This is a genomic window from Variovorax sp. V118, from assembly GCF_041154445.1.
In the GTDB taxonomy this organism is placed as follows: domain Bacteria; phylum Pseudomonadota; class Gammaproteobacteria; order Burkholderiales; family Burkholderiaceae_C; genus Variovorax; species Variovorax boronicumulans.
Genome location: NZ_AP028663.1, coordinates 3157044 through 3182785, shown reverse-complemented (window position 1 = coordinate 3182785; position 25742 = coordinate 3157044). Strand labels below are relative to the sequence as shown.

The following is a 25742-nucleotide window of genomic DNA, read 5'->3' as shown; positions in this document are numbered from 1 at the left end:
ATGAAGATCGCATTCATCGGCCTGGGCAACATGGGCGGCCCGATGGCCCTGAACCTGCACAAGGCAGGCCACACGCTCAGCGCCTTCGACCTCTCGGCCGAAGCCTGCAAGAAGTTCGCTGCCGAAGGCCTGCCGATCGCGAAGTCGGCGGCCGAGACCGTGGCCGGCGCCGAGGTGGTGATCAGCATGCTGCCCGCCAGCGCGCACGTCGAGGGCCTGTTCCTCGGCGGCGCCGGCAAGCCCGGCCTGCTCGACAGCATCCAGGCCGGCACGCTCGTGATCGACAGCAGCACCATCGCCGCCGCCACCTCGCGCAAGGTGGCCGAGGCCGCCGCCGCCAAGGGCGTCGCGATGATCGATGCGCCCGTGTCGGGCGGCACCGGCGGCGCCATTGCCGGCACGCTGACCTTCATGGTCGGCGGCGACACCAAGGACCTGGAGCGCGCGCGCCCGGTGCTCGAGAAGATGGGCGCCAACATCTTCCACGCCGGCGCGGCCGGTGCGGGCCAGACCGCCAAGATCTGCAACAACATGCTGCTCGGCATCTTGATGATCGGCACCTCGGAAGCACTCGCGCTGGGCGTGGCCAACGGGCTCGACCCGAAGGTGCTGTCGGAAATCATGCGCCGCAGCTCGGGTGGCAACTGGGCGCTCGAGAAGTACAACCCCGTGCCCGGCGTGATGGAAGCGGCACCGGCCTCGAAGAACTACGCCGGCGGCTTCGGCACCGACCTGATGCTCAAGGACCTGGGCCTGGCGCAGGAAAACGCCACCGCCGTGCGCGCGGCCACGCCGCTGGGCGGCCTGGCGCGCAGCCTGTACGCGGCGCACAGCCTCGCGGGCCATGGCGCGCTCGATTTCTCGAGCGTGCTGAAGCTGGTTCAGAAAGCCGGCTGAACGGCGCGCCGGCCGCGCCGCGCCATCGCGAGCAGCAGGCCGGCCGCCACGAGGTTGGCGCCGATCGCCACGAGGATCGGCAGCAGGTAGCTGCGCGTGAGGTCGAAGGCGAAACCGGCGGCGCTCGGCCCGATCAGCGTGCCGATGGCCACGCTGGTGTACAGGATGCCGATGATCGCGCCGATGTGGCGCCCGCCGAACCAGTCCATCACCAGCGCGGGCAGCAGCGCCACGAAGCCGCCGTAGAACACGCCGTAGGCGAAGGCGAACAGGGCCAGCCCCCAGAACCCGCCCGACACGGCCCACACCACCAGCGACAGCGCCATGCCCGCCGACATCAGCGGCAGCGCATGGTCCCGGCCCATGCGGTCGGCCAGCCCGCCCAGGAAGAAGCGGCCCGCCGTGCTGCCGACGCCGATCGCGCCGAGCAGCAGCACCGCCGACGACGCGGCCACGCCGTGGTCGAGCGCGTAGGGCACCAGGTGCACGAAGGGCACGAACAAACCGAACGAGCTGATCAGGCAGGCCGCGTACAGCCCCGCGAAACGGCCGGAGCCCACGGCCTCGCGCACCGAGGCGCCGGGCGGCAGCGCGGTGGCGGCCTGCGCCTGCGGCGGATCGCCATCAGGCCCGAGGCCGCGTGCGCGCGGGTCGTTCTCGACCAGGAGCGCCATGCCCACGCCCACCACGGCCGCGAGCACGCCGAGCGTCAGGTAGGCGTCGCGCCAGCCCAGCGTGTCGATGAGCCACGAGGCCAGCGGCGGCATGGCCAGCGTGCCCACGCCGATGCCGCTCACAGCGAGCCCCGAGGCGAAGCCGCGCTGGCGCACGAACCAGCGCTGCACCGCGCCCAGCACCGGCACGTACGAAGCACCCACGCCAAGGCCGACACCGAGCCCGTAGGCCCAGAAGATCTGCGTCAGGCTGCGCGCCTGCCCCGCGAGCACCAGCCCGAGGCCGACCAGCACCATGCCCGCGACCGCCAGCCGCCGCGCGCCCCAGCGGTCGGCCAGCGGGCCGCTGAACACGCCGAGCCCGAAGTACAGGAAGCCCGCGAGCGAGAACACCAGCGACACCTCGCCGCGCGAGGCGCCGAAGTCGCGCTGCAGCGCATCGAGGAAGGCACTGAAGGTGTAGGCGCAGCCGAAGCCCACGAACATGACGGCGAAGGCGCCGGCGACCACGAGCCAGCCGTGAAAGAAGCGGGGGCGTGGAATGGCAGGGGAGTCGAGTGTCTTCGGAGGGGTCATGGGGCGGTCCGTGGTGGTGGTCGATCTTCAGGCCATGCACCACCACGCACTGGCCGGATTCGGACGTGATCCTCTCTCCCTCGGGTTCACAGCAATTCGATCCCCGGCAGGCTCTTGAAGCAGCTCTCGCGCGTGACGCGCACGAAGTCGTCCAGCCAGGGCCGCGCCGACGTCGCCTGCGTGCAGGCCATGTACAGCCGCCCCGTCAGGCCCCGGGCGCCCACGCGGCGCGCCGTGACGTAGCCGCGGTCGAGGTAATTCTGCACCGCCCACAGCGGCAGCGTGGCCACGCCGCGCCCGCTGGCCACCAGCTGCAGCATCGCCACCGTGAGCTCGGTCGTGCGCCGGTGCGCGGGCTCGACGCCGGCGGGCGCCAGCACCTGGCGCACGATGTCGAGCATCTCGTCGGGCACGGGGTAGGTGATGAGCGTCTGGTCGGCGAAGTGCCGGGCCGTGAGGTGCGCCTTGGCCGTCAGCGCATGGTCGTTGGCCAGCAGCGCCACGATCTCGAAGCGGAACAGCGCGTGGTAGTCGACCGTTTCATCGGGGTCCTGCTCGGAGACGATCGCCACCTCGGCGCGGTTCTGCATCACCAGCGCGATCGGGTCGGGGTGGAAGCCCGAGACGATGTCGAGCTCGATCTCGGGCCAGCGCTGGCGAAAGGCGTCCATGGCGGGCATCAGCCAGTCGAAGCAGGTGTGGCACTCGACCACGATGCGCAGCTGCCCGCTGCGCCCCAGCGCGAGCCGCGCCACGTCGCGCTCGGCCTCTTCGACGAGCGGCAGCGCGGTGTCGGCCAGCTGCAGCAGCCGCAGGCCCGTGGTGCTGAACTGCGGCGGCACCGACTTGCGTTCGAACAGCTGCGCGCCGTAGCGCTCTTCGAGCAGCTTGATCTGGTGCGACAGCGCCGACTGCGTGAGGTTGAGCAGCTGCGCCGCGCGCACCAGGCTACCGGTGTCGCGCAACGCGGCCAGCGTGCGCAGGTGGCGGATCTCGAGGATGGACTGCATCATGAAAATGATTCAAGCGAACGGGCAAAAGGTTTCGTTTGAATCATATGCGCCAAACGCCGACCATCACCGGTTTCCAAGACCAGCGACCGGATTACCTGCAATGACCACCCGTACCCACATCCTCGGCTTTCCGCGCATGGGCGCCCACCGGGAACTCAAGTTCGCCCTCGAGAAGCACTGGCGCGGCGAAACCGGCCACGCCGCGCTCGAAGCCGTCGGCGAGGCGCTGCGCGCGCGCCACTGGCAGGCACAGCGCGACGCGGGGCTCGACTTCGTGACCGTGGGCGACTTCGCCTTCTACGACCACGTGGCCAACCACATCCAGCTGCTGGGCTGCGAGCCGGCGCGCTTCGGCTTCAGCGGCGACGAGCCCGAGCTGTCGCGCTACTTCAAGATGGCACGCGGCGTGGAAGACGAGGCGGGCCACGTGCACGACGACAGCTGCACCCACGGCGCCGAAGGCACCTTCGCGCTCGAGATGACCAAGTGGTTCGACACCAACTACCACTACCTCGTGCCCGAGTTCGATGCGGCCACGCAGTTCAGGCTCGCGTCCACGCGCCTGTTCGACGAGGTCGCGCAGGCGCAGCAGGCCGGTCACGCGGTCAAGGCCGTGCTGCTGGGGCCGCTGAGCTTCCTGTACCTGGGCAAGGAAAAGGCAGCCGGCTTCGACCGCTTCTCGCTGCTCGAATCGCTGCTGCCCGTGTACGAGCAGGTGCTCGGCCGGCTCAAGCAGCAAGGCGTGGAGTGGGTGCAGATCGACGAGCCGATCCTGGGCCTCGACCTGCCCGAGGCCTGGCGCAATGCCTTCGAACGCGTGTACTGGCAGATTGCGCGCAATGCGCCGAAGCTGCTGCTGGCGAGCTACTTCTCGCCGCTGTCCGAGAACCTGCGCCTGGCCTGCCAGCTGCCCGTGGCCGGCCTGCACGTCGATGCCGTGCGCGCGCCGCAGGAGCTGACCGGCGTGGCCGACTGGCTGCCGGCGCACAAGGTGCTGTCGGTCGGCGTGGTCGACGGCCGCAACATCTGGCGTACCGACGTCGACGTGGCGCTGGGCAAGCTCAGGCCCGTGGCCGAGAAGCACCAGGGCGAGCTGTGGATCGCGCCGTCGTGCTCGCTGCTGCACGTGCCGTTCAGCCTCGCGGCCGAGACGAAGCTCGACACCGAACTGAAATCGTGGCTCGCCTTCGCCATCGAGAAACTCGACGAGTTGCGCGTGCTGCGCGCCGCCGTCGAAGGCCACGAAGCCTCGGTGGCCGCCGAACTCACGGCCGCCCGTGCCGCCGTGGCCGCGCGCCGCGCCAGCCCGCGCGTGCACCGCGCCGACGTGGCGTTGCGCCTGGCGCGCAGCGTGGCCGGCGACGACCGCCGCGTGTCCGCTTTCCCGCAGCGCCAGCAGCTGCAGCGCACGCGCTTCGCATTGCCCGCGCTGCCGACCACCACCATCGGCTCGTTCCCGCAGACCGCCGAGATCCGCGCGGCCCGCGCCGCCTTCAAGCGCGGCGAGCTCGATGTCGCCGGCTACCGCGAGAAGATGCGCGCCGAGATCGCGCTCGCCGTGCGCAAGCAGGAAGAACTCGGCATCGACGTGCTGGTGCATGGCGAGGCCGAGCGCAACGACATGGTCGAGTACTTCGGCGAGCAGCTCGACGGCTTTGCCTTCACGGCCAACGGCTGGGTGCAGTCGTACGGCTCGCGCTGCGTGAAGCCGCCGGTGATCTTCGGCGACGTGGCGCGTCCGGCCGCGATGACGGTCGAGTGGACCGCCTATGCGCAGAGCCTCACGACGCTGCCGATGAAGGGCATGCTGACCGGCCCCGTGACCATCCTGCAGTGGTCCTTCGTGCGCGACGACCAGCCGCGCGCCACCACCTGCGAGCAGATCGCCTGGGCGATCCGCGACGAGGTGAACGACCTCGAGGGCGCGGGCATCGGCATCATCCAGATCGACGAGCCGGCCATCCGCGAAGGCCTGCCGCTGCGCCGCGCGGGCTGGCCGGCCTACCTGAAAGCGGCCACGCGCGCCTTCCGGATCAGCGCCTCGGGCGTGCGCGACCAGACGCAGATCCACACGCACATGTGCTATTCGGAGTTCAACGACATCCTGCCGGAGATCGCCGCGATGGACGCCGACGTGATCACCATCGAGACCAGCCGCTCGGACATGGAGCTGCTGCGCGGCTTCGGCGGCGAGGGCGGCTTTCGCTACCCGAACGAGATCGGCCCCGGCGTGTACGACATCCACTCGCCGCGCGTGCCCTCGGTCGACGAGATCGTGCGCCTCATGCGCAAGGCCGCGCAGGTGGTGCCGGGCGAGAACCTCTGGATCAACCCCGACTGCGGCCTCAAGACCCGCGGCTGGCCCGAGACCGAGGCGGCGCTGTCGAACATGGTGGCGGCCGCGAAGCTGCTGCGCGAGGAGCTGGCGCAGGCCTGATGAAGGGCGCGGGATCGCGGCGTGCCAATAATGCGGGATGTCCTTGCTGTCCCGCCTGTCGTCGTCCCGTTGCCTCTTGTTGCTGTCGTTGCTCCTTGCCCCCTTGACGGGGTGGACGCAGGACCGCGCGCAGGCCTTGCTCCAGTTCGAGGGCGTGCAGGCGCGCTACCAGAACGCCTACGGCCCCGGCGCCGTGTCGCGCGGTGCGCGCGAGCTGCTGGAACCGCCCGACCTGGCCATCGCCGACAAGGCCCTGCAGTCGCTCGACGTGGCGGCCGGCCGCGCCTTCGACGTGAACGCCTCGGTGGCCGCGATCCGTCAGGACGTGGCGGCGGCCGGGCAGGGCGCCGCTCCGCCGACGCCTCCGGTGCTGGAGGCCGTGGCACGCCTGGCGAAGCTGCGCGCCGACTACGCCGCGATGGACGAGCCCGGCAAGGTGACCTTCTTCCATCAACAGCACGCGCGGCCGGCCGACCCGGCGCGCGTCGAACTGCTGTCGCGCATGACGGTGGCCGAGGCGCGCGAGATCGATTTCTCGAGCCAGCTGCTCATGAGCGCGGTGGTCAAGCAGCTGGCGCGCGGGAATGCCGGGCAGTTCAGTTCGCTGCCCGACCGCACGCTCGACACCGCGCTCGACTCGCTCTGGTCGCGCGGCGTCACCTCGCCGCGCCCGCGCAACCTGATGACCGTGGCGCGCGAGTTCGAAAAGCTGGTCACGCAAGCGCTGCTGCTGGCGCTGCCCGACGCCGACGTGGCCGCCTTGCTGGCCTGGCGCAACGAACCGCAGGCCGCCGCCGAGCGCGAGGCGCTGCTGGGCAGCTACCGCGCCGAGGTCAAGGGCAGCGGCGCGGTCGCGATCCGCACGCTGGTGCGCAGCTGGGGGCGGCCCTGAGGCTTGACGAAAGCGCGCCAAAGTTTGCAAACTCGGGGGCGTTTGTACGAAAAAGTTTCACGCGAACCCCGCATGTCGGAAAGTTCCCCGTGATTGTTTCAATTCCGTGAACACTGCGATTCAGATTGACTGGGGTTTACCCTGGGAATTTGGCGCACACTTCAGGGCATCCAAAGCCCGATCAAGAAGGAATTGAAATGAAGACCTCGAACATCCTCGCCGCCGCCGCTCTCTCCCTGCTCGCCGCCGCTGGCGCCGCCCACGCAGAGACCTACGAAGGCGTTCACGCCGTGACCTCCGGCTACAGCCGTGCCGACGTGGCACCGCAAGCCGTGGCCGCCGCCCGTGCCGGCAACGAATACAGCGACGCCGTGTCGGCCAGCGTGGCCCCCGTGCTGGCCTCGTCGGTGGACCGCGCCTCGGTCCGCGCCGAAGCCGTGGCAGCTGCCCACGCTCCCGGCCAGAACCTGCGCCGCGAATCCTTCGCCGGCAGCGTGATCCCCTCGCAGGCACGCAGCTTCACGCGCCAGGCTGGCCTGTGATCGACAGCGGCGCAAGCCGCCTCGGTTAGCAAGACCACCACCCGAAAAGACCGGACCGTGCGACAGCACCGTCCGGTTTTTTCATGCCTGTTCAGGCGCGGCGGTGGTCGCGATGGCAATGGCAGTCGGGCGCGTGGTCGTCGACGATGCCCGTGGCCTGCATCCAGGCATAGACGATCACCGGCCCGACGAACTTGAAGCCGCGCTGCTTCAGCGCCTTCGACATCGCTTCGGACAGCGGCGTCTGCGTGGGCACCGTGCCCGTGGTGTTGACGACCGGCTGGCCGCCCGCCAGGCCCCAGACGAACTCGGAAAAGTCTTCGCCCGCCGCCTGCATGGCCAGGTAGGCCTTGGCGTTGCCGATGGCGGCCTCGATCTTGGCGCGCGAGCGCACGATGCCCGCGTTTTGCATGAGGCGTTCGACATCGGCCGGCGTGAAGCGCGCCACGGTCTCGGGCACGAAGCCCTCGAAGGCCGCGCGAAAGGCGTCGCGCTTGCGCAGGATGGTGAGCCACGACAGGCCAGCCTGGAAGCCGTCGAGCATCAGCTTTTCCCACAGCGCGCGGCTGTCGCGTTCGGGCACGCCCCATTCGGCGTCGTGGTAGCTGGCCAGCAGCGGATCGGTGCGGGCCCAGGCGCATCGCGGGGGCGAAGATTGGCTGTCGTCGTGAGGCATGGCTCGGCTATCGTCGGGGAATGTTTTCGAAATGAGGGGGTGACCCTGATGCAGCAGTCTCGTTTTTCATTGTCGGCGCTTTCGCTGGCCCTCATGGCGCTCGCCGTCGCTGTCCCGGCCGGTGCCGAGACCCTCAAGAAGCCCGCGCTCGACCAGCTCGCCACCGCCTGGAAGGGCGGCCGCACGGCGCCCGATTTCAAGGCCTTCCTGGCCCAGGCCGCGCAGGCCCAGCCCGCGCTGCAGGCCAGCGTGGCGGCCTACACCGGCGGCAAGGCGCTGGCGGGCGACGACCTCGTCAACATCGCGCGCCTGCTCGGCCTGTACAACCGGCTGCAGAACCAGCAGGCCGTGATCGCCAGCATCGGCACCATGGTGGCGCTGCCCACCGTGCGCAACGTGCAGGTGCCGCCGCACGAGAGCCCGCCGATGGTCGCGTTCGGCCAGCTGGTCGAGAAGATGGCGAAGGACTTCGGGCTCGGCTACCGCAACGTCGACGGCCGCATCTTCGAAGTGAGCCTGAAGGGCCGCGGCAGCGAGGAGTTCGGCATCCTCACGCACGCCGACGTGGTGCCGGCCGTGCTGTCCGAATGGGTACTCGACGACGGCACGCGCCTGGATCCCTTCGCGATGACGCGCGTGGGCGATTTCCTCTACGGGCGCGGCACCATCGACGACAAGGGCTCCATCGCCGCCGTGCTCTACGCCATGAAGGCCGTGAAGGACAGCGGCCTGCCGGTGGAGCGCGGCGTGCGCCTGATGATCGAGACCACCGAGGAAACCGGCGGCGACGCGATGCAGTACTACCGCGACAAGACGCCGCTGCCGGCCTACAACATCGTGCTCGACAGCAAGTACCCCGCGGTCGTGGCCGAGAAGGGCTCGGGCGCGCTCAAGGTGTTCTTCCCCGCGGAAGCGGCCGACCCCGCCGCGACCGCCATCACCGCGATGAGCGGCGCCGCCTCGGCCAACGCCATTCCGCAGACCGCGACCGCCACGCTCAAGGGCGGCGACCTCGCGGCCGTGGCCGCGAAGCTCGAGGCCGCCAAGGCCGCCTTCGTGCGCAAGTACGAAAGCCAGGGCGGCAAGTTCGCGATCGACATCGCGCGCGGCGCAGAGGCCGTCGAGCTGAAGGTCACGGGCACCTCGGCCCACGGCTCGCGGCCCGAAGAGGGCGTGAACCCCGTGCCGCGCCTGGCGCTGTTCCTGAAGGAGTCCGGCGTGCCGCTGGCCGCCAACCCGTATCTGCGCGCCGTGCAGTACATCGACGCGCTCTACGGCACCGGCTACCTCGGCGAGAAGATGGGGCTGGGCTACCAGGACGACTTCATGGGCCCGCTCACGATGTCGCCCACGCTGGTGCGCATGGGCGCCGACGGCCGCCTCGAGGTGACGGCCAACGTGCGCATGCCGCGCGGCCGCACGCCCGACGAGCTGAAGGGGCAGGTGGCGGCCAAGGTCAATGGCTGGGCCACGTCCAGCCAGGTGAAGCTCGAGCTGGCCTACGACCAGGGCAACTGGATGGCGCGCGACCCGAAGGGCGCGTGGCTCTCGACCCTGCTCAACATCTTCGGCGACACCACCGGCCTCGAAGCCAAGCCCGTGCCCACCGCCGGCAGCACCACGGCCAAGCTGATGCCCAACGCCATCAACTTCGGCCCCGCGATGCCCGGCAAGAAGTACACGGCGCACAACGCCAAGGAATACAAGGAAGTGCCCGACCTCGACGCCGACATGCAGATGTTCACCGAGATGCTGGTGCGCATCGGCAACCTGCAGCAGATGCAGTAGCGGCCCGCGCCGGGGGGCGGCGCGTCAGGACTTCGATGTCGCCAGGGGCACGAGCGGTGCCCCGTTCTTCGTCTTGGCCTGGATCTCGGCGATGGTGCGCCGCATCGCGACGAAGCGTTTGGCGGAGCTCGGCGGGGCGCTCATGAAGCTCTTCTTTTTCGCCCCGGCCGTGTGCACCCCGAGCTCGCGCCAGATCCGTTCGGCGCCGTCGATGTCGTAGCCCGCCGCGGCCACCATGTAGAGACCGAGGTAGTCGGCCTCGGCGTCGAACTGCTGCGAGAAGGGCGACGACAGCGCCTCTTGCGCCAGCCCGGTGCCGCCCAGCGCGCCATCCACGATGCCGGCCGCGATGCCCACCGCGCGCGTCTTTCCGCCATGCGACAGCACGCCGTTGGCCAGCTCGTGCCCCAGCACGATCGCGAGGTCGCGGTTGTCGGGAAAGAAGCGCATCAGCGCCGAGTTGACGAGGATCTCGTGCCCGTCGTTCTCCGCATGGACCTCGTTCTTCATGCGCGTGACGGCGGTGTAGTTGCACGCCGTGGTGTACGGCAGGCGCAGCGCCGTCGACTGGCCCTCGCGCTGCACCACGGCCTCCAGCCAGCCTCCGCGCCGGGCGGGCTTGGCGCGTGCCGCGTCGATCAGCACGTCGTTGAGCCGATCGATCCCTTTCTCGCCAGCGGGCAGCGGCTTGCCGCCGACGGACAGCAGCACGTCCCCGGCGCGCAGCGGCGTGGCCGGCGCCTGCTTCCTGTCGAGCGTCCACAGCACGCTCAGCCGGTCGTCCAGGTGCAGGGTCTGCTTCGCCGCCGCGCGTTCTTCCTTCTCGAAGCTCCACAGGCTGGCGATGTGCGCGCCCAGGCTGGCCCGCACGTCGCCGCCGCAGAACGGCGCGCTGTGCTCCAGGAGCGGGATCGCCACATCGTCGAGCCGGCGCTGCAGCGTCATGCGGTGGTTCAGCGACAGCGACTGCTGCAGGGATTGTTCCTGCACGACGTCGGGGTCGTCGCTGGCCGGCCGGATGGAGGCGGCGCAGGCCGTGAGGACAAAGGTGGCCGCGATCGACGCGCAGGCCGGGAAGAAGGACGGGCGAGGGTTGTTCATTCGCTCAAGAGGTGCTCGGCATCGGTCGCATCCAGGCCCGAACGCGATACCTGAATCCATGGAGAGGGGGATTTCCCGGCAGCGATGGCGACCGGAATTCCCAGGCAAGGCGAGGTGTCCCGCCCGCTGGAATTGTGGGAGCGCAAGCCCGCCCCAAGCTGAAGATCAGATGAAGGCTCAGCCGGTCTTGCGCGCGCGCAGCGTGGCCGAGGGCAGCTCGCCGAAGCGCTGCTGGTAGGCCGCGGCGAACAGGCCGAAGTTGGCGTAGCCCCATGCCTGCGCCACCGAACGCACCGTCGCGCCCGCGTCGGCCATCAGCAGTTCGGCGCGCACGCCCTGCAGGCGCTGCTCGCGCAGCGCGCGCATCGGCGTGGCCTGGCGGTATTCGCGAAAGGCGCTGTTCAGCGTGCGCACGCTGACACCCGCCACGCTCGCCAGTTCGCCGAGCGTGGGCGCGTGCTGGGCGTGCTCGCGGATGTGGCGTTCGGCCGCCAGCACATGCCGTGGCGCCATGCGGTGCTGCACGGCCTCGGCCGGGTGCTCCAGCTGCGCGCGCCACTGGGTCAGCACGTGCACGCCGATCATCTCTTCGAGGTGCCGCCCCAGCGGACCGGTGTCGACCGCCTCGGGCAGCTCGGTGACGCAGCGGCAGGCATACGACAGCAGCGCGATCCAGCTCGACTGGGCGCCGCCGAACTTGAACTTGCGCGTCCACAGCCGCTCGTCGGCGGCCGCGCCGAACCAGCGCGCATGCAGCGCGGCCAGCGCATCGTGCGAGAAGCTGAGGTTCACCTGCAGGTGGTTGGCGTCGAAGTCCACCCAGTAGTGGGTGCGCGAGGTGTCGACCACGAAGGCGTCGCCCACGCCGGTGTCGGCATAGGCATTGGCTTCGGACCAGTGGCGGCCCGCGCCGCGCACGGTCGTCAGCACCATACCGACGCCGCTGTCGGGCGAGAAGTCCTTGATGTTCACCGGAATGCCGTAGTGGAAACGGCTCAGCGTGAAGTGCCCGATGCGCGTGGCGTCCAGCACCGAGTCGGGCGTGCGCGCCCGCCCGATGGGCGTGACGCGGTAGGGCATGTAGATGCGGTCCGACCAGCGCCGGATGTCGTCCCAGTCGTGCGAGGCCACAAGGCGGTGGCGCTCGCTCGGCTGCCCGCGGGCGTCGGTGACCAGCACGTTGCGGATCGCATCCATCGCGCACCTCGGTTCAGAAGGAAGAAGGTGCGCGCCCCGGGGCGCGCACCGCTCAGCGGCTCAACGGTGATGGTAAACCGCGGTCTCGAAAGCCACGAAGCCCGGGTAGCTCGCGCAGTCCTGGAAGGGCAGGATCTGCGTCGCCCAGTAGCCGCCGAGGCCGCTCTCGCGGTCGATCCAGAAGAAGCTGTTGGCCAGGCCCGCCCACATCAGCGAATTCGCAGGGCGGCCCGTGGGCGCGCGCTCGCGGTTGGTCATGAAGGTGTAGGCCCAGCCCTTGTCGGTGCCGGGCAGGAACTCGCCCGTGTTGCTCAGCGCGGGCACCGACGTGCGCCAGCCGCCCACCGACAGGTCCATGGCGGCCAGGCCGTCCTGCGCCATGCGCTGCACCGTGTCGGCCTTCAGCACGCGCCCGTGCGGCCCGGCGCCGTCGTTCAGCACCATGCGGATGAACTTCATGTACTCGCCCACGGTGGCATACAGGCCGTGGCCGCCCATGTCCATCGGCGGCGGCTCGGGCAGCACCAGCTCGGGCAGCGGCGTGAGCCGGCCATCGGCGGCGCGGTCGTGGATGGTCACGCGGCGCGCCTTCATCGAGTCGGACATGCCGAAGCCGATGTCCTGCATGCCCAGCGGCTCGAAGACGCGCTCCTTCATCACCTCGCCCAGGCGCTTGCCGCGCTGCTGCTCGACGATGCGGCCCAGCCAGTCGATGTTGGCGCCGTAGGTCCAGGCGGCGCCCGGCTCGTGCAGCAGCACGGTGCGGATCGATTCGAAGCTGCCCGACACCACCGTGGGAATGTTCAGTGCGGCGCGGTACTTCAGGTCGTCTTCGCTGAAGAACTCGTAGCCCAGGCCCGAGGTGTGCAGCATCAGGTCGTTGACCGTGATGCGTCGGCGCGGCGCGCGCGTGCGCGGCCGGCCGTCGGCGTCGAAGCCGTCGAGCACCTGCAGTTCGTCGAGCTCGGGCACGTAGGCGCCGGCCGGGTCGGTGAGCGAAATCTTGCCTTCTTCGATCAGCTGCATCACGCAGGTGCCCGTGATCGCCTTGGTGGTCGAGAAGATGGCGAACACGCTGTCGGTGGCCATCGGCCGGTCGAGCCCGAGTTCGCGCGTGCCGGCGGCGCCTTCGTAGAAATTGCCCGTGCAGTCGGTCGCCATCGCGACGACGCCGGGGGCGCCGCCGTGGCGGTGAACGGTCTGGTGCAGCGTTGCGTCGAGCGCGGTCTTCAGCCTGTGCGAGGTCATGCCTTCTTGTCTCCTGTGTGAGGAGGCCGGGCGGTGTGTGAAGGGTTGCCTGCGCGCCGGCCTGCCATGCGAAATTCCGCAGGCAGCGGCAATCTAGGGCCGCGGGCTCACCGATCCTGTTCGCAAATGGCGGGTGGCTGTGCGGATCTGGCAGTCATTGCACGCGCGCGACCCGCGACGCGCGCGTGGCGTGATTCAGCCCACGCCGTGCGCCTGCAGCACCGCCTTCAGTCGCCGCACCTCGTGCTGCAGGTCGAGGATCAGCGCGGCGGCGTCCAGGTTCACGCCGAAGTCGCGTTCGAGGCGGCGCGCTTCGAGGGCGTGCTGCAGGTCGGTGCTGGAAAACTCCCAGCGTTCGGGCGGTGCGTCGGTCGTGCTGACCTGCACGATGCCCACTTCGACCAGCTGCACGACCCAGGCGGTGTCGGCGCCGCAGGCGTGCGCCAGTTCGTTCGCGGCCAGCGGGTGCGAGACGCCGATGGCCGTGGTGGTGGTCACGGAAGAAAAGTTCGCCATGCTCAGACTCCCAGGTGCTGGCGGGGGTTGAACGAGGAGGTCGCCTGCGCGAGTTGCGCGTAGGCGTTGCGCGCGGCCTCGCTGTCGGCGGGCGGCAGCGCGATCTCGAGCAGCAGGTACAGGTCGCCGGGCGTCTTGCCCGCGAAGCCGCGGCCCTTGAGGCGCAGCTTCATGCCGCCGCGCGCGTTGGGCGGCACGGTGACCTCGACCACGCCGCCGGTGGGCGTGGGCACCTGCACCTGCGCGCCCAGCGCGGCCTCGGCGGGGGTGACGGGCAGCGTCATGTACAGGTCGCGTTCTTCCACGCGGTACAGCTTGTGCGGCGCGATGCGCACCTCGAGGTACAGGTCGCCGGCCGGCTCGCCGCCGTGGCCGGGCATGCCCTGGCCCGCGAGGCGGATGAACTGGCCGGGGTGCACGCCGGGCGGGATCTTCACGGCGAGCGTGCGGTTCTCCCACTGCGGGTGGCCCTGCGCGTCGAGCGCCTGGGCACGCAGCGTGAGCTCGCGCTCGGCGCCGTTCAGCGCGTCTTCGAGCGTGATCTCGATGGCCGCATGGTGGTCTTCGCCGCGCGCGCGGTAGTTCTGGCGCGTGGCACCGCGCCGCTCGGCGTCGCCGAACATCGAGGAGAAGAATTCGCTGAAGTCGGCGTGGTCGGCCGGGCCCTGGCGCGGGCCGCGGTGAAACTCGTAGCCGGTGTCCCAGCCGGGCGGCGGCTCGAAGCTGCCGTCGGGGCGGCCGCCGCGCGCGACACGGTCGGCCAGCGCGTCGTAGGCGGCGCGCTTGTCCTTGTCGCCGAGCACGTCCTTGGCCTCGTTGATGTCGCGCATGCGCTGCTCGGCGTCGGGCTCCTTGCTGACGTCGGGGTGGTACTTGCGGGCGAGCTTGCGGTAGGCCTTGCGCACCTCGTCGTCGGACGCGGTACGTTCGACGCCCAGTGCGCTGTAGTAGTCCTTGAATTCCATGGTGGGTGGTGATTCCTTTCAGGACGGCGTACAGATCAACCGGGAGCCAGGTCAGGCCAGGGCTGCTCCGCCGTCGGCTTGCCGCTGTTGCAGCGGCGTCACGGCCCATGTGGGGCCGGCACGTGTGAAGCGCAAGGGTTGCGCGTTGCCGAAGATGCTCGCATCGACCGCCACGCCCAGCAGCGCGGCCAGCGCATAGAGCGTGCCGCCGTGCGCCACCACCAGCACCGGCGCGGGCTGCGCGGCGAGTGCGGCAGCCAGCGCCTGGCGCTTGCGGTCGACGAACTGCGCCAGCGTCTCGCCGCCCTCGGGCTCGCAGGCCCAGTCGATGTTCGCCGACGAGGTGCCGATGAGCGCGCCGAAGTTGCGCTCGCGCAGGTTCTCGTGCGCGCTGGGCACGAGGCCCAGCGCGCGCGCCACGGTGTGGGCGGTGTCGAAGGCGCGGCGCGCGTCGCTGCACACGATGGCGCCGATCGGCTCGCCGGCCAGCAGCTCGGCCGCCTGCACCGCCTGCTGCTCGCCGAGCGCGCTCAGGGGCTCGTCGGGCGCCTGGAAGACGCGCAGCGCATTGCGCCCGGTCTGGCCGTGGCGCAGGAAGTAGAAGTGATCGCAGGCCGGGGCGAGCGGCTGCTCGGCGGCCAGGCGGTTCAGCAGGTCGATGCCCGTGGCGGCGTGGGCGGGAAAAGGAACGGTGCTCGAGGACATGGTTCAGTACGCCAGCTGCAGCGGCTTGCCTTCGCGCTGCGCCTGCACGTCGGCCGGGTGGAAGGGCAGCGGATGCCACTGCTTGGCCGCGAACAGCGGCAGCTGGTCGTAGGCGCGCGGCGAGGCCGGGTCGCTGCTCTGGCCGTAGGTGAGCAGGCCTTGCGCCACGGGGCCGCGCGCGTCGAAGGTCACGACCTGCATGTAGCTGCTGCCGTAGTTGATGGCGTAGCCCTTCGGGTCGATCAGTGGCTGGCCCTGCGATTCGAGCTTGTTGAGCACGCCTTCGAATTCGTCGCCGCCGGGCAGCGCGATCTTCTGGCCGCGCACGGTGCGCGACTGCGGCACGCCCAGCGCCACGTCGGCCGCGAAGCCGGCGGTGCGCACGGTGCCGACCGCGTCGCCCAGCGCCTTGAACACCGCCTCGCGCGTGGCGGGCGTGGCCATGTCCAGGCCGGTGGGCGTGGTCACGGGCTGCGCCGGGTCGAAGGGCACGCGCCAGACCTTCGGCAGGTCCTTGGCCTTGCGCCAGAACTCGCGGAACAGCGCCGCGCCCTTCGACTCGGCGTTGCTGGTGCGGTCCCAGGCGGAAAGCACGCGGCAGCCCAGGGCCTGGTCGGTGCTCAGCGCGGCGCCAGTGGCGGTGCACGCGGCCTTCAGGTCGTCCATCACCAGCATGCCGGCGAGGTTCCTGTCGCGGAAGATCACGCTGCGCAGCTCGGCCGCGCCCATGCGGTTGCCCGGCAGGCCGTCGGTGCCCGCGAGGCGGCCTTCGATTTCCATGATGCCGCTGCGCGTGCGCAGCCGCTGCGGCACGCCGACGGGGCCGACCAGTGGCGACACGCCGGCCATCGGCGGCACGCGCGGGTTGCTGAGCCAGAAGCTGTCGTTGCTGTTCTGCACCCAGTCGGGCGTGACGACGACGGGCATGCGGGCCGGCGCGATGATGCCGGGCGCGGCGGCGCTGCTATCGCGGTGCCAGGCGCAGGCGCTGCGCGAGCCGTCGAGCACGGGCAGGCCGGCCGCGTTGAGCAGCGCGGCGGCGGCCGGCGAGGGCGCGCAGGCCTTGAGCATCTCGGCCGACACGTCAGGCACCACCGACAGGTCGGCGTACATCGCGTTGCCTTCGCGGTCGGCCGCCAGGGTGTTGATCCACGGGATGCCCTGGTTGCCCATGGCGGCGCGCAGCTCGGCGACGTTGCGCGCCCGGCCCATCTTCATCCAGCTTTCGGCGGAGCGCACGTTGAGCGTGTTGGCGTCGCGGATCGCATAGGCCTTCTGCGCGGTCCAGCCCAGGCCGGCGCGCGGCAGCGAGACCACGGGGCCCCAGTCGGTGGCGTAGAAGGTGTGCTGCACGGGCGCTCCACCGGCCGTGGCGGCGGCCGGCAGTGCGACGGTGCGCGCGACCATCTTCTTCGGCTGGCCGTCGACCCAGTACACGGTCGGGTCATTGGGGTCGAGCTTGAGTTCGTACAGCGTGAAGCGCTTGCCGGTCGACACGGTGTGGGTCCAGGCCACGTCCTTGTTGAAGCCGATCGACACCACCGGGCTCAGGCCGCCGGTGGCGCCCATCACGTCGAGCTGGCCGGGGATGGTCAGGTGCATCTGCCAGAAGCGGTTGGTGCCGTTCCAGGGGAAGTGCGGGTTGCCCAGCAGCAGGCCCTTGCCGTCGGGCGTGGCGTTGCGCCCGAAGGCCCAGCCGTTGGAGCCCAGCTCGCCGCCTTCGGGGTTGGCGTTGAAGCTGTGGCGGCCGATTTCGGCCACCGCCTGCTCGAGCGCGACCGGCGCCGCGCCGGTCTTGGCGCCCGGGGCCGGCGGCACGGCGGCCAGCACGGCGCCGGCCAGCGCGCCCAGGCCGCCCTGGATCATCGATTGCTCGGTGGCGCGCGCCAGGTCGGCGGCCGTCATCGGGCGCACCCAGGGCTTGCCGCGGCAGGCCTCGGGCAGGCCATTGGGGCCCGCATCCTGCAGGTAGCGGTTGTAGCCCGCCACGTAGCCGCGCAACGCGGCCTTCACCTCGTCGTTGGTGGTGGCCGCCGCGCGGGCCAGCGCCGCGTCGTCCATGTGGTAGCGCACGAACAGGTCGATCTGCGCGTTGGGCATGCGGCCCAGGCCGAAGTCGCCGGTGTTCTGCGCCCCGAGGAACTGCGCGCGGTCGCCGCGCAGCGTCAGCAGGTGCTCGGCGGTCTGGCAGACGTTGTCCTGCGCATGCGCGTAGGCGGTGCCGTAGGCCAGGCCTTCGTAGTCGGGCGCCGTGATGTGCGCGATGCCGAAGGTGGTGCGCTCGATGCTCACGCTGCGGCTGCCGGGCGGCGGCGTGCTGGCACAGGCGCCGAGCAGGGCGACCAGGCCCAGGGAGAGGGCCGTCAACGAGAACCGGGAGCGCGAGGTGTTCGAAGTCATGGGGCGGGCGTGGTGGAGAAAAGGGTCGAAAAAGAGGGACCGATTAGAGGATGAACCTCCGCCGCGCACTGTCGCCAGCGCGGCACGCCTTGCCACTTACCTCAGCCGAACTTCATGCCCTTGGGCCGCGCCTGCAACCGGTGGATGTAGGCATCGAGCTTGGGCCGGTTGGTGCGCCCGCCGAAGGCGCGGTGCCAGATGAGCATCGAGCCGATCATCACGTCGGCGGCCGTGAACTGGGCGCCGAACAGGTAGGGACCGTCGCCGAGTTCGCGTTCGACGGCGTCCTTGGCCTGCTCGAAATCGGTCCAGCCGCGCGCGCTGTTGTTGCTCTTGATCTTCAGCAGGCTGTCGCCCATCGAGGGCTCCAGCTGCGCGGTCGAATAGACCATGAGCGACAGGTAGCGCCCGCGCTCGGGCGTGCCCACGGCAGGTGCCAGGCGCTTGCCGGGGTACTTCTCGGCGATGTACATGCAGATGGCCGCGTTCTCGAAGATGCGGGTGCGGCCGTCGACCAGCGCGGGCAGCTTGCCGGCGGGGTTGATCTTCAGGAACTCGGGGCGCTTGTGGGCGCCCTCCCGGATGAGGGTGGGCACGATCTCGTAGTCGACCTCGGCCTCGTCGAGCATCCACTTGGCGACCTGCGCACGGCTGCGCGGGTCGAAATACAGCTTCATCGTCATGCGGGTCTCCTTGGTGAGTGGGGCAGAGCTGCGGTCAGAACTTGGGGATGCGCAGGGTCTTGCTGATCATCAGCGTGCCCGAGAGCGCGAACAGCAGCACCAGCGGGTGCAGCTGCCAGGGGCCGAGCGTCCAGGCGCCACCCCACACGTTGGCGCCGAGGGCGCCCTTCGAGGCCGCGTAGGCCAGCACGCCCACCAGCACCACGCTGGTCGGGATCGGGGTGCCTTCGAAGTACTTCACCTTGTCGGCGCCGGCCGAGAGCGCCTCGGCCGTCACGTTGTAGCGCGCGAGCCGGCTCACGCCGCAGCCCACGAAATAGATCAGCACCGCGCAGTCCCAGCCGCCGTCCAGGCCGGCCGCGAAGCCGAGCGCGGCGGGCAGCACACCGAAGGAGATCACGTCGGCCAGCGAGTCGAGTTCGCGCCCGAGCGCCGACTGGGTCTGGCGCCAGCGCGCGATGCGGCCGTCGAGCACGTCGAAGATGAAGGCGGCCGGGGCGAGCGCCGCGGCCCAGTAGAAGTGCGCGAGCGACTGGCTGCGCATGAAGGCCATCGCGAAGAACACCGCCCCGACGCCGCAGGCCGCGTTGCCGAGCGTGAACACATCGGCCAGGTGAAAGCCGCGGATCATCGAGAAGTGCTTGCGGGCCGGCGGGGACGAAGGCGTGGTCATGAGGCGGGGAAAGCTGCGAAAGGAACCGCACCTTAACCCAAGCGGGGCCCGCTTTTTGTAGTCGCGCGCCGACGCCCCGTCGGCGCCCCGTCGGCACCCTCAGCCGGCTGGCTGCGCCTTGGCCTCGACGATCCGCGCGAAGCGCCCGAGCAGCCCCGCCGCCGCGTCGGTGGGGCGCACGCCTTCGCGCAGCGCCGCGGCGTCGAGCCCGTCCGCGGCGAGGTCGCGGGCCAGCAGTTCGATGTAGCCGCCCATGGTCTCGGCGTCGAACTCGGGATGGAACTGCAGGCCCCAGGCCTGCGCGCCCACGCGGAAGGCGTGCACCGGCTCGTGCGCGCTGTGGGCCAGCTTCACCGCGCCTTCGGGCAGGCGCAGCGCGCTCTGCCAGTGGATCGCCTGCGCCGGGAACTGCGCGGGCAGGTCGCCCAGCAGCGCGTCGCCGGCGGCGGCCGCCTCGAGCGTGACGGTGACCGTGCCGACCTCCGGGCCTTGCGGGTGGTGCCCGGCCTCGCCGCCGAGCGCGTGCGCCAGCAGCTGGTGGCCGTAGCAGATGCCGAGCACGGGCGTGTCGCGCGCGACCAGTTCGGCGAGCCAGGCGGCGGTGGTTTCGCTCCAGGGTTCGCGGTGCGACACCATCGCGTGCGAGCCGGTGACGATCACGCCCGCGACCTGGCCGGGTGCGGGCAGCGTGTCGCCGCGGCGCGGGTCGACCACCACCAGGGGCAGGGTCTGCGTGCCGAGGCCGTCGGCGATCCAGTGCTCGAAGTCGCCGCGGCCTTCGCGCAGCGCGTCATGGGTGTCACCGACCTTGACGATGACCAGGGGATACGGGGGCGTGCTGTGCATGGCGTCGATCATGCCGCAGCGCACCGTGCGCCGGTCAGCGCCGGGACGATTCCCGACGGTGCAGCAGGTCCATGAAGGCGCGGCCCACGGGCGAGGGCGAGCGCCCCGCGCGCGTGACCAGCCCGATGGGCCGCGACATCAGCGGGCGCTGCAGCGGCACGGTGGCCAGCTCGTCGTTCTGCGACAGCTGCAGGGCGAGCCGGGGCAGGGCGGTGAGCCCCAGCCCGGCCGCGACCAGCGCGCCCGCCACGGCCACGCTCGGGTATTCGAGCGCGGGCTGCACCTGCAGGCCACGCTGCAGGAAGGCGGCGTCGGTGATCGGGCGGATGCTGCTCTGGAAGCTGCTCGCAATGAAGGGCCGCGTCGCGAACACCGACCACGACACCGAGGCGCGCGCGGCCAGCGGGTCGTCGCGCCGGCACAGCAGCACGAAGGGGTCGTCGCGCAGGTGGCGGTACAGCAGGGGCTCGTGCGCGCCGGGGCGCACGCTGAGGCCGAAGTCGGCGCGGCCTTCGTCCACCGCGGCGCGCACCGCCTCGGCCGGCCCTTCGATCAGCGAGAACTGCACCTGCGGATGCTGCTGGCGGAACTCGGCGATGGCGCCGGGCAGCAGCGCCACGCCGGTCGAGGGCAGTGCCGCGATGGTGAGGTGGCCGCTGCGGCCCTCGAGGAACTGCGACAGCTCGCTGAACGAGCTGTTGAAGTTCTCCAGGATGCGCAGCGCGATCGGCAGCAGCTCGCGCCCGGCCGGCGTGAGCTCGACGTGCCGCGTGTCGCGGTCGAACAGGCGCGCGCCCACCAGGTCTTCGACGATGCGCACCGTGCGGCTCAGCGCCGGCTGCGACACATGCAGCGCCTGCGCGGCGGCGCGGAAGTTGGTGGTCTTCGCGACTTCGACGAAGGCCTCGAGCTGCTGCAGCGTGATGTCGACTCGCACGGATGCGGCTCCCTCGGAGTGGCTGTGGATTGATCCATCCAAGCTATCACAGATATAGGAATATTGTTCTTCACAGATCAATGCGCGACGCCGAGACTGGCGCATTCGATACACGGAGACAAGGGGCCCACGCGCCCCCGTGACATGGACACCAAAATTCTGGAAGGCATCCGGGTGCTCGAGCTCGGACAGGTGCTGGCGGGGCCCTTCGCGGGCGCGATCCTGGCCGACCTCGGCGCCGACGTCGTGAAGCTCGAGCGCGTCGAAGGCGGCGACGACGCGCGCCACATGGGCCCGGCGTTTCGCCACGGCGACGCGCTCAACTTCCACGTCTTCAACCGCGGCAAGCGCTCGGTCGCCATCGACCTGAAGAGCGAAGAGGGCATGGCCGCCTTCGAGGCCCTCGCGGCCGGCGCCGACATCCTCATCCACAACCTGCGCCCGGGCGTCACGCAGTCGATGGGCATCGACGGCCCGTCGCTGTGCGCGCGCCATCCGCGGCTCATCTACTGCGAGATCTCGGCCTTCGGCCACACCGGGCCGCTGCGCATGCAGCCGGGCTACGAGCCGCTGATCCAGGCCTTCAGCGGGCTGTCTAGCATCAACGGCGGGCCCGACGATCCGCCGATGCGCACCGGCGCCTCGGTCTGCGACCAGGGCACCGGCATGTGGGCCGTGATCGGCGCGCTGGCGCTGCTGCAGCGGCGCCACCTCACGGGGCGGGGCGGCGTGGTGAGCACCTCGCTGCTGGAGACCGCGCTGGTCTGGACCGGCCAGAAGGCCGACGCCTACGTCAACGAAGGCCGGCTGCCCGAGCGCCACCGCTCGGGCCATCCGGGCTTCGTGCCTTACGAATCTTTCGATACCGCCGATGCGCCGCTGCTGATCTGCTGCGGCAACGACCGGCTCTTCGCCAAGTTCGCGCACGAACTCGGGCGCGAGGACTGGACCACCGACGCGCGCTTTGCCAGCAACCGCCAGCGGCTGCAGCACAAGGCGGCGTTGTTCGACGAGATCGGCCCGCTGCTGCGCGCGCGCACCCGCGCCGACTGGATGGCGCGCTTCACCGCCGCCGGCGTGCCTTGCGCGCCGGTGCACACCGTGCCCGAGGCCGTCGCGCATCCGCAGGTCGAGGCGCTCGGCATGCTGCAGCCCGTGCCGGGCGAGGACTTCCGCCTCACGGCGCTACCGATGTCCATCGACGGCGTGCGGCCCGCGCACCGCGCGGTCGCGCCCCGGCTGGGCGAGCACAACGCGGCGCTCGGCGCGCCGCCGGTGCCGCACGGCGACAGCGCCTGAGCGACCGCACCCTTTCCCTTCTCAAAAACTACATCCCACCGGAGACATCACCCATGCGCACTTCCATCTTCCGCCTCGGCGCGGTCCTGGCCTTCGCGGTCACGGCGGCAGCATCTGCCCACGCGCAGGACTACCCCGCCAAGCCCCTCACCGTCGTCGTGCCCTTCGCGGCCGGCAGCGGCACCGACCAGCAGGCGCGCAGCTTCGCGCAGGCCCTGACCGTCGAATACAAGGTGCCGGTGATCGTGGAGAACCGCGCGGGCGCCAGCGGTTTCCTGGCTGCGCAGTACGTCGCCAAGGCCGCGCCCGACGGCTACACGTTGCTGATGACCACCAACACCACGCACGCCGCCAACGAGCACCTGTACAAGAAGCTGCCCTACGACCCGGTGAAGGACTTCACCCCGGTCGGGCTGCTGTCCAAGGGCCACATGCTGCTGCTGGTGGGGGCCGATTCGCCGATCAAGTCGGTGGCCGACCTCGTGGCGGCGGCGAAGAAGTCGCCGGGCAAGCTCAACTTCGGCAGCGGCAGCTCGTCCAGCCGCGTGGCGAGCGAGCTGCTCAAGCAGATGGCCGGCATCGACATGGTGAACGTGCCCTACAAGAGCAACCCGATGGCCATCACCGACCTGCTGGGCGGGCAGGTCGACTTCATGTTCGCCGACGCGCCCACGGCGCTGCCGCACGTCAAGAGCGGCAAGCTGCGCGCGCTGGCCGTGAGCGGCGACAAGCGCCTGGCCGCCGTGCCCGCGCTGCCGACCGTGGCCGAGGCGGGCGTGAAGGGCTACGACATGTCGTACTGGACCGCCGTCTACCTGCCGCCGGGCGCGCCCGCGGCCGTCACGCGCAAGCTCAACGAGATGCTGGTGAAAGTGTCGGCCTCGCCGGCCATCGTCGCCTACCAGGCCATCTCCAGCGGCGAGGCCGCCACCGGCACGCCCGAGGCGCTCGCGAAGTTCCAGGCCGCCGAGTCGCAGAAATGGGGCCGCGTGATCCGCGCCGCCGGCATCGAGCCCGAATGAGCGGCGCGATGAACCCCCCGGAGACGCACAAGAAGACCGTGCGCATCGGCGGCGCCTCGGGCTTCTGGGGCGACAGCAGCACCGGCGCGCCGCAGCTCGTGGCGCACGGCGGCATCGACTACCTCGTGTTCGACTACCTGGCCGAACTCACGATGTCGCTGCTGGCCGGCGCGAAGCTGAAGAACCCCGACGCCGGCTACGCCACCGACTTCGTCACCACCGCCATGGCCGCCGTGCTGCCCGACGTGATGCGCCAGGGCATCCGCGTGATCGCCAACGCCGGCGGCGTGAACCCGCGCGCCTGCGCCGCCGCGCTCACGCAACTGGCGGCCGGCATGGGGCTCGCGCCGCGCATCGCCGTGGTCACCGGCGACGACGCGCTGCCGCACGCCGAGGCGCTGCGCGCGCAGGGCATCGGCCACATGGGCACGGGCGCACCGCTGCCCGAACGCCTCGTGAGCGCCAACGCCTACCTGGGCGCCGTGCCGATCGCGCGAGCGCTCGACGCCGGCGCGCAGATCGTCATCACCGGCCGCTGCGTCGACAGCGCCGTCACGCTCGGCGCGCTGATGCACGAATTCGGCTGGGCCGACGACGACTGGGACCGCCTCGCGGGCGGCAGCCTGGCCGGCCACATCATCGAATGCGGCGCACAAGCCACCGGCGGGCTGCACACCGACTGGGAGCAGGTGCCCGACTGGGCCCACATCGGCTACCCGGTGGTCGAATGCGCGGCCGACGGCAGCTTCGTCGTCGGCAAACCGCCCGGCACCGGCGGGCTGGTGAGCCGCGCCACCGTGGGCGAACAACTGCTGTACGAGATCGGCGACCCCGCGGCCTACCTGCTGCCCGACGTAACCTGCGACTTTCGCACCGTGCAGATCGAGGCCGTGGGCGCGAACCGGGTGCGCGTCTCGGGCGCGAAAGGACGTGCGCCCTCGGGCCGCTACAAGGTCACGGCCACCTACGCCGCGGGCTACCGCTGCAATGCCGAGCTGCTGATCGTCGGCTTCGACGCCGCCGCCAAGGCGCGGCGCAGCGGCGACGCGATGCTGCGCCGCACGCGCGACCTGTTCGCGCAGCGCGGCTGGGCCGACTTCTCGGCCACCCACATCGACGTGCTGGGCGCCGAGCAGTGCTACGGCCCGCACGCCACCGCCCAGCCGCCGCGCCAGGCGGTGCTGCGCGTGGCCGTGACGCACGCGGACAAGGCGCCGCTCGAACTCTTCGCGCGCGAGATCTCGGCGGCCGGCACCTCGTGGGCGCCCGGCACCACCGGCCTGGGCGGTGGGCGGCCGTCGGTGGCGCTGTCGATCCGGCAGTTTCCGCTGCTGGTGGACAAGGCGCTGTTCACGCCCGTGGTCGAGATGGCGGGCGAGTCGTGGCCCGTGGCGGTGAGGGCGCAGGCAGCGGAGGTCGCCGTGGCCGATGACGTGGCGCCGCAGGCGGACGCCGCCGACCCGGACACGGACGATGAATGGCTCGAGGTGCCGCTGATCCGCCTGGCCTATGGCCGCAGCGGCGACAAGGGCGACGTCTCGAACATCGGCATCCTCGCACGCGAGCCGCGCTTCCTGCCCGTGCTGCGCGAGCAGCTCAGCGCGCAGGCCGTGCGCGCCTACATGGCGCACCTGGTCGAGGGCGAGGTGACGCGCTACGAGCTGCCGGGCATCGGCGCCTTCAACTTCGTCTGCGAAGCGGCGCTGGGCGGCGGCGGCATGGCCTCGCTGCGCACCGACCCGCTGGGCAAGAGCATGGCGCAGATCCTGTTGTCGATGCCGGTGCGCATCGCAGCCCGCCGGCTGCGTGCGGCCTGAGCCGACGCGCCGCCGGGCTCGCGTTTTCAGCGCGGGCCCATGCCATCGCGCACCGCTTTCGGATTCGTCCGATGGCCTGCCGCGACGGTTTTTCCTAGAGTGCTTCGTTCCCTGAGCGCTGGCCGTTTTCCGGCCGGTCCGCTCTTCCTTCTCTTCGTCAGATGGCCGCCTTTTTTCTTGAAGGCGCTCGAAGCACGCCATGTCCTTGTCCAGATTCCTTTCCTTCCATCCCCGCCTGCGCGTGGGCCGCTGGGTGCTCGCCGCCTCCACGCTGGTCGCGGGCTGCGGCCCCGTCGCGGTCACGTCGTACGTGCCGCTGCCGCCGATGCCGCCGCCTTCCGAGCCGATGAACATGGCCGTGCCCGTCGCGGTGTCGGCCACGACCGCGCGCAAGGGGGCCGTGTACCGGCCCGCGCCCGCGGTGGTGCCCGAGCTGGCGCAGGTCGTGTTTTTCCGCCGCGCCACATCCACGCCCAGCACGGGCGCGGCGCATGTGTATGTCGATGGCGAGTTCCACGCCGCGCTGATGCCCAACGGCTTCACGCGCCTGTGCGTGGCGCCGGGCGCGCACTCGCTGGAGGCCTACATCGACGATGCGCCGCTGTACGCGGGCAAGTCGCAACCGAAGACGCAGGCCGTGCTCGAAGGCGGCCAGACGGTGTTCGTGGCCGTGTCGGAAATGGGCGAGGGCGCGCCGGTGCCCCACGGCAGGGTCGCGGCCGAGCGCCTGCTCAAGGGCGCGCGCGAGCAGCGGCAGGTGATCAGCCGCGCAGTCCGCGTGCAGCCCTGCCGCGCGCCTTCGCAGCCCGCCCGCCGGGCCTGACGCGGCCCGACGCCC

The 25742-nt window shown here is 70.9% G+C and carries 23 protein-coding genes; 9 read left to right on the top strand and 14 right to left on the bottom strand.

Going from position 1 to position 25742, the window contains the following annotated elements; genetic code table 11:
* A complete protein-coding gene (gene mmsB, locus ACAM52_RS14780; protein WP_070059330.1) occupies positions 1-897 on the top strand; it encodes a 3-hydroxyisobutyrate dehydrogenase in 897 nt (298 codons plus the stop codon).
* Here the strand turns inward: mmsB and ACAM52_RS14775 are convergent.
* A complete protein-coding gene (locus ACAM52_RS14775; RefSeq protein ID WP_369647467.1) occupies positions 882-2147 on the bottom strand; it encodes an MFS transporter in 1266 nt (421 codons plus the stop codon). The genes mmsB and ACAM52_RS14775 overlap by 16 nt on opposite strands.
* A gap of 86 nt (positions 2148-2233) precedes the next feature.
* Positions 2234-3160 carry a LysR family transcriptional regulator gene (locus tag ACAM52_RS14770; RefSeq protein WP_139706387.1) on the bottom strand — a complete coding sequence of 309 codons (927 nt, stop codon included), beginning with the start codon at positions 3158-3160 and terminating at the stop codon, positions 2234-2236.
* A 100-nt stretch (positions 3161-3260) separates the two neighbouring features.
* On the opposite strand from ACAM52_RS14770, the gene metE reads away from it, so the two are divergent.
* From metE to ACAM52_RS14755, 3 genes are all read left to right on the top strand, one after another.
* Entirely contained in the window at positions 3261-5597 is a 2337-nt protein-coding gene (metE, locus tag ACAM52_RS14765; protein ID WP_369647466.1) for a 5-methyltetrahydropteroyltriglutamate--homocysteine S-methyltransferase, read from the top strand.
* A 37-nt stretch (positions 5598-5634) separates the two neighbouring features.
* Positions 5635-6489: a hypothetical protein gene (locus tag ACAM52_RS14760; RefSeq protein ID WP_369647465.1), complete on the top strand. Its 855-nt coding sequence runs from the start codon at positions 5635-5637 to the stop codon at positions 6487-6489.
* A gap of 197 nt (positions 6490-6686) precedes the next feature.
* Positions 6687-7031, top strand: coding sequence for a hypothetical protein (locus ACAM52_RS14755; RefSeq protein WP_062481853.1), 345 nt, complete (start codon positions 6687-6689; stop codon positions 7029-7031).
* 91 nt (positions 7032-7122) lie between these two features.
* On the opposite strand, the gene ACAM52_RS14750 is transcribed toward ACAM52_RS14755, so the two are convergent.
* Complete coding sequence (locus tag ACAM52_RS14750; RefSeq protein WP_369647464.1) at positions 7123-7707, bottom strand: DNA-3-methyladenine glycosylase I; 585 nt, start codon at positions 7705-7707, stop codon at positions 7123-7125.
* Between the two features lie 48 nt (positions 7708-7755).
* On the opposite strand from ACAM52_RS14750, the gene ACAM52_RS14745 reads away from it, so the two are divergent.
* Entirely contained in the window at positions 7756-9495 is a 1740-nt protein-coding gene (locus ACAM52_RS14745) for a dipeptidase (protein ID WP_369647463.1), read from the top strand.
* A 24-nt stretch (positions 9496-9519) separates the two neighbouring features.
* Here the strand turns inward: ACAM52_RS14745 and ACAM52_RS14740 are convergent, their stop codons facing one another.
* The 11 genes from ACAM52_RS14740 to ACAM52_RS14690 form a co-directional block, all read right to left on the bottom strand.
* Positions 9520-10596, bottom strand: a complete 1077-nt coding sequence (locus tag ACAM52_RS14740) for a M48 family metalloprotease (RefSeq protein WP_369647462.1) — start codon at positions 10594-10596, stop codon at positions 9520-9522.
* A 177-nt stretch (positions 10597-10773) separates the two neighbouring features.
* Positions 10774-11793, bottom strand: a complete 1020-nt coding sequence (locus ACAM52_RS14735) for a helix-turn-helix transcriptional regulator (protein ID WP_369647461.1) — start codon at positions 11791-11793, stop codon at positions 10774-10776.
* Positions 11794-11853: 60 nt separating this feature from the next.
* Positions 11854-13041: a serine hydrolase domain-containing protein gene (locus ACAM52_RS14730; RefSeq protein WP_369647460.1), complete on the bottom strand. Its 1188-nt coding sequence runs from the start codon at positions 13039-13041 to the stop codon at positions 11854-11856.
* A gap of 195 nt (positions 13042-13236) precedes the next feature.
* Complete coding sequence (locus tag ACAM52_RS14725; protein WP_307637010.1) at positions 13237-13557, bottom strand: chaperone modulator CbpM; 321 nt, start codon at positions 13555-13557, stop codon at positions 13237-13239.
* Between the two features lie 2 nt (positions 13558-13559).
* Positions 13560-14522 (bottom strand): DnaJ C-terminal domain-containing protein, encoded by a 963-nt coding sequence (locus ACAM52_RS14720; protein WP_369647459.1) that lies wholly within the window; start codon positions 14520-14522, stop codon positions 13560-13562.
* Positions 14523-14573: 51 nt separating this feature from the next.
* The gene (locus tag ACAM52_RS14715) at positions 14574-15227 is read right to left on the bottom strand and encodes a histidine phosphatase family protein (protein WP_144004418.1); all 654 of its coding nucleotides are present in this window, start codon (positions 15225-15227) and stop codon (positions 14574-14576) included.
* 3 nt (positions 15228-15230) lie between these two features.
* A complete protein-coding gene (locus tag ACAM52_RS14710) occupies positions 15231-17627 on the bottom strand; it encodes a penicillin acylase family protein (RefSeq protein WP_369647458.1) in 2397 nt (798 codons plus the stop codon).
* Positions 17628-17728: 101 nt separating this feature from the next.
* A complete protein-coding gene (locus ACAM52_RS14705) occupies positions 17729-18310 on the bottom strand; it encodes a glutathione S-transferase family protein (protein ID WP_369632401.1) in 582 nt (193 codons plus the stop codon).
* 34 nt (positions 18311-18344) lie between these two features.
* Complete coding sequence (locus ACAM52_RS14700) at positions 18345-18983, bottom strand: phosphatidylcholine/phosphatidylserine synthase (RefSeq protein WP_062475593.1); 639 nt, start codon at positions 18981-18983, stop codon at positions 18345-18347.
* A 99-nt stretch (positions 18984-19082) separates the two neighbouring features.
* Positions 19083-19829, bottom strand: a complete 747-nt coding sequence (locus tag ACAM52_RS14695) for a glutamine amidotransferase (protein ID WP_369647457.1) — start codon at positions 19827-19829, stop codon at positions 19083-19085.
* Between the two features lie 34 nt (positions 19830-19863).
* Positions 19864-20766 carry a LysR family transcriptional regulator gene (locus tag ACAM52_RS14690; protein ID WP_062475596.1) on the bottom strand — a complete coding sequence of 301 codons (903 nt, stop codon included), beginning with the start codon at positions 20764-20766 and terminating at the stop codon, positions 19864-19866.
* Between the two features lie 144 nt (positions 20767-20910).
* Between ACAM52_RS14690 and ACAM52_RS14685 the strand changes: the two genes are divergently transcribed.
* From ACAM52_RS14685 to ACAM52_RS14670, 4 genes are all read left to right on the top strand, one after another.
* A complete protein-coding gene (locus ACAM52_RS14685) occupies positions 20911-22065 on the top strand; it encodes a CaiB/BaiF CoA transferase family protein (protein ID WP_369647456.1) in 1155 nt (384 codons plus the stop codon).
* Between the two features lie 53 nt (positions 22066-22118).
* The gene (locus ACAM52_RS14680; RefSeq protein WP_307584030.1) at positions 22119-23087 is read left to right on the top strand and encodes a tripartite tricarboxylate transporter substrate binding protein; all 969 of its coding nucleotides are present in this window, start codon (positions 22119-22121) and stop codon (positions 23085-23087) included.
* A gap of 8 nt (positions 23088-23095) precedes the next feature.
* Positions 23096-24904 (top strand): acyclic terpene utilization AtuA family protein, encoded by a 1809-nt coding sequence (locus ACAM52_RS14675; RefSeq protein ID WP_369647455.1) that lies wholly within the window; start codon positions 23096-23098, stop codon positions 24902-24904.
* A 199-nt stretch (positions 24905-25103) separates the two neighbouring features.
* Positions 25104-25727 (top strand): hypothetical protein, encoded by a 624-nt coding sequence (locus ACAM52_RS14670; RefSeq protein ID WP_369647454.1) that lies wholly within the window; start codon positions 25104-25106, stop codon positions 25725-25727.
* Positions 25728-25742: the final 15 nt, after the last annotated feature.